Source organism: Deltaproteobacteria bacterium (genome assembly GCA_011375175.1).
Taxonomy (GTDB): Bacteria; Desulfobacterota; GWC2-55-46; order GWC2-55-46; family DRME01; genus DRME01.
In genome coordinates this window covers 1-3,246 of the sequence record DRME01000106.1, presented here as the reverse complement: position 1 = coordinate 3,246, position 3,246 = coordinate 1, and the positions used below count along the sequence as shown (strand labels likewise).

Below are 3,246 nucleotides of genomic sequence, written 5' to 3'. Positions count from 1 at the left end.
GGCGGGGAAAGAGGTCGCCGAAGGGGTGGTGGGGCGCAGCGCCCGCGTACTCGGCCGTGAGCAGCGCCGCCACGGCCGCGCAGACCAGCGCCGACTGGACGAAACTCGCCCTGCGCGGCAGGAGTATGGCCGTTATGACGGTGTGGAAGATGAAGTAGAAGAGGAAGGGGTTGGACGCCCCGCCCGTGAAGTGGATGACGAGGAGCAGGGCTATGAGGTCGGCCGCCGCCTGGAGCGCCGTGAAGCGGGCGGCCCGGCGCGGCAGGTCCACGGCCACGACCGTGGTGCGCTGGATGCGTCCCTTGTAGAGCGCGAAACCGAGGTTGTAGAGGGCTATGACGGCCGTCACGGCCAGCACCGCGGCGAGGGGGAAGTCGACGGCGAGGACGAGCCGCGCCGCAGCGGCGGCCGCAACGATGAAGCATACGGCGAGCCACCGGACCTTTATGAACCAGCCGAGCCGCTCGATGAGCTCGACCTCTCTGAGCCCCTTCGGAACGTTCACATCTTTTTTTCCTCCAGGGAAGCTCCGGTCCGTTGCGCCGGGGGAGATTTTATGCCGGTCTTCCGCCGAGAAGGCGCTCCACCCTCTCAAGGAGTTCCTCGGGCTTTATCGGTTTCTCGGCGAAGTCGTCGGCCGCCATGTAGTCTTCGTCGTCGGGACCGAAGCTGAAGCCGGTCTCGGCGCCCACGGAGGTGAGCATGAGGATCGGTATGGAGGAGAGCTCGGGGTTGTTCTTGAGCCTGTAGCTCACCTGGAAGCCCTGGTCCTTGGTGCGCATCATGACGTCGAGGATCACGAGGTCGGGACGGAGAGAGCGGGCGAGCTCGTAGCCCGCGTCGCCTTCCGGCGCGCTCTCCACGACGTGTCCCCTCGATTCGAGGACGATCTTGAGCGCCTCCACGAGGTCGGCGTCGTCGTCTATTATGAGTATTCTCGCCATGGCTCACGCTCCCTGTCCGGTGAACTCGACGTTTATGAGATGGGTTGCGCAGGAGATGCAGGGGTCGTAGGCCCTTACGAGGGCCTCGACGGCGAGTCTTATGCGGGCCTCGCTCTCCCCGGCGATGGTCGGCGCGAAGGCCCTCAGGTCCTCCTCCATGGAGCGCAGGTTCTGGGCCGTCGGTATGATGCACCGCGCCGACTCCACCGTGCCGCCGTCGGCCACGGCGTACTCGTGGTAGAGGAGCCCCCGCGGGGCCTCGACGACGCCGACGCCCGTTCCCCATCGCGTGGGGCGCGCAAGCTCCTCGTCTTCGAGCCCCCTTGCGAGTAACCCCTCTATGATGGCCACGGCCTCGTCGGTGAAGTGGAAGCACTCGACGAGCTGGGCCAGGTTGTTGGCGAAGGGGTTGTTCCACGCCGAAGGCGCGCCCTGCACCGTCGGCGCAAGGCGCGCCTCGGAGGCGGCCTTGCGCGCGGCGGCGCTGAGCGAGTCGAAGCCGTTTGCGACCCTCGACAGGGCCCCCACCATGTAGTCGCCCCCTGCGGTTGCGGCCTGGAGGGCGGTGGAGTAGGGGACGACGTACTCCTTTACGTGTTTTGTGTAGGTCCCGACGCCGAGGGGGCCGGCCCTGTCCGAGAAGGGCTCGCCGTCGTAGAAGCCGTAGCCGCCGGGACTTTTGAGGCTTATGTGCTCGCGGGGCCTGGTGAACTCCGGCGCGCAGCGGCCGAGGAAGAAGCCGGCGAGCTCTTCGAGTTCTCCTATGGAGCCGGAAAGCTCCGTGCCGAGCCTCTCAAGCTCCCGGGCCGACGGCACGTGGGTGACGCCGCCGGGCTGGAGGCTTATGGGATGTATGTGGCGGCCCGCCACGACCTCGCAGATGGAGTTCGCCAGGGCCTTGAGCCGCAGCGCCTTCTTCATGAGGCCGGGCTCGCGCTCTATGAGCGGAATCACGGAGTCCTCGCCCTCGAGGTCGGGGAGCACGAGGAAGCAGAGGTGGAGCAGGTGGCTCTGGAGCATCTCGCCGCAGTGGGCGAGCCTTCTGAGCAGCCGGGCCTGTTCGGATATCTCCATGCCCAGCGCCGCCTCGACGGCCTTGAGGGAGGCGAGACTGTGGCTCACGGCGCAGATGCCGCATATGCGCGACATGATGTGCTGGGCCTCCATGTAGCCGCGGCCCCGCAGCATGGCCTCGAAGAAGCGCGGCGACTCCACTATGCGCAGCTCGAGGGTCGTTATCTCGCCGCTTTCGAGGTCCATGACGATGTCGCCGTGTCCCTCGACCCTCGTTATCTCTTCGATCCTTATGGAGAGGTCCCTTCCCCCGCTCATCTTTCCCCGTCTTTCACGTCCCGCGATTCGGGACGGCCGTAGAGGTCGAAGAGCCTGAGGGCCTCTTCGACCGTCAGGCCGTGGCGTGCGAGCGTCTCCATGTGGGCGCTGCCGTTGGCGTCGTCGACGGGACCGCGGCAGCCCCAGCACCATGTGCCGTAACTTACGCAGACGGCGTCGCAGCCGGCCCGCGTTACCGGTCCCATGCAGCTCCGCCCGAGTTCGAAGACGCAGACGTTGCCCGCCTTCTTGCACTCCGCGCAGACCGGGTGGCCTGTCTGCGCCGGGACCTTGCCGAGCAGCAGGTCCTTCACCGCCCCGAGGAATTCTTTCTTCGATATGGGGCAGCCGTGGAGCCTCACGTCCACGTCGATGAAGTCCTCTATGGGACGGGCCTCCATGGTGTCGAAGAGGTGCGCCTTGTCGCCGTAGACCATGCGGCGCACCTCGTCCATGGAGAAGCGGTTCTTGAGAAGGTTGAGCCCGCCCGTGGAAGAGCAGGCGCCGAGGGCCACGACGACCTCGGCGTTGCGCCGTATCTCCTCGAGTCTTTCCGCCTCGCGGGCCCTGGTGATGCTCCCCTCGACAAAGGCTATGTCGTAGTCGTCGCTCCTTGAGCTCTTGGCCTCGCGGAAATCGACGATATCCACCATGTCGACGAGCTCAGGCAGCTCGCGCTCGCAACTGAGGACCATGAGCTGGCAGCCCTCGCAAGATGTGAAGGAGAAGAAGGCCGCCTTCGCTCTCTTTCTTCCTCTGCCCGCCATGGTCTCGTCTCCGGTCTCGACTGCGGGAAACGCCGGTCGGTGAGCCTCTTACATTATCCTGAGGGAACCTTTTTGTAAAAAGGTTCCCTCAGACTCCCTCCAAAAACTTTTAACGCCCTGCGGTTCCTCCCGATTTTGCTTGCAAAATCGGGAGGAACCGCAGGGAATTAAAAGTCTTTGAAGGGGGTCTGGGGGAAACTTTC

At 65.2% G+C, this 3,246-nt stretch carries 4 protein-coding genes; all 4 read right to left on the bottom strand.

All coding sequences use genetic code 11. The annotated features are described in order from the left end of the window. A partial coding sequence (locus ENJ37_08900; GenBank protein ID HHL40612.1) for a hypothetical protein occupies positions 1-505 on the bottom strand: 505 nt, incomplete at its 3' end. Between the two features lie 49 nt (positions 506-554). After that, positions 555-944 carry a response regulator transcription factor gene (locus ENJ37_08895; GenBank protein ID HHL40611.1) on the bottom strand — a complete coding sequence of 130 codons (390 nt, stop codon included), beginning with the start codon at positions 942-944 and terminating at the stop codon, positions 555-557. Between the two features lie 3 nt (positions 945-947). Continuing rightward, complete coding sequence (locus tag ENJ37_08890) at positions 948-2,429, bottom strand: Ni/Fe hydrogenase subunit alpha (protein ID HHL40610.1); 1,482 nt, start codon at positions 2,427-2,429, stop codon at positions 948-950. Next, positions 2,273-3,043 carry an NADH:ubiquinone oxidoreductase gene (locus tag ENJ37_08885; protein ID HHL40609.1) on the bottom strand — a complete coding sequence of 257 codons (771 nt, stop codon included), beginning with the start codon at positions 3,041-3,043 and terminating at the stop codon, positions 2,273-2,275. Before ENJ37_08885 ends, ENJ37_08890 begins: the two co-directional genes overlap by 157 nt. Between the last annotated feature and the right edge of the window lie 203 nt (positions 3,044-3,246).

Coding starts and splice junctions, on each gene's coding strand:
- ENJ37_08895 (HHL40611.1), bottom strand. CDS start 944: ATGGCGAGAATACTCATAATAGACGACGACGCCGACCTCGTGGAGGCG.
- ENJ37_08890 (HHL40610.1), bottom strand. CDS start 2,429: ATGGTGCTGGGGCTGCCGCGGTCCCGTCGACGACGCCAACGGCAGCGC.
- ENJ37_08885 (HHL40609.1), bottom strand. CDS start 3,043: ATGGCGGGCAGAGGAAGAAAGAGAGCGAAGGCGGCCTTCTTCTCCTTC.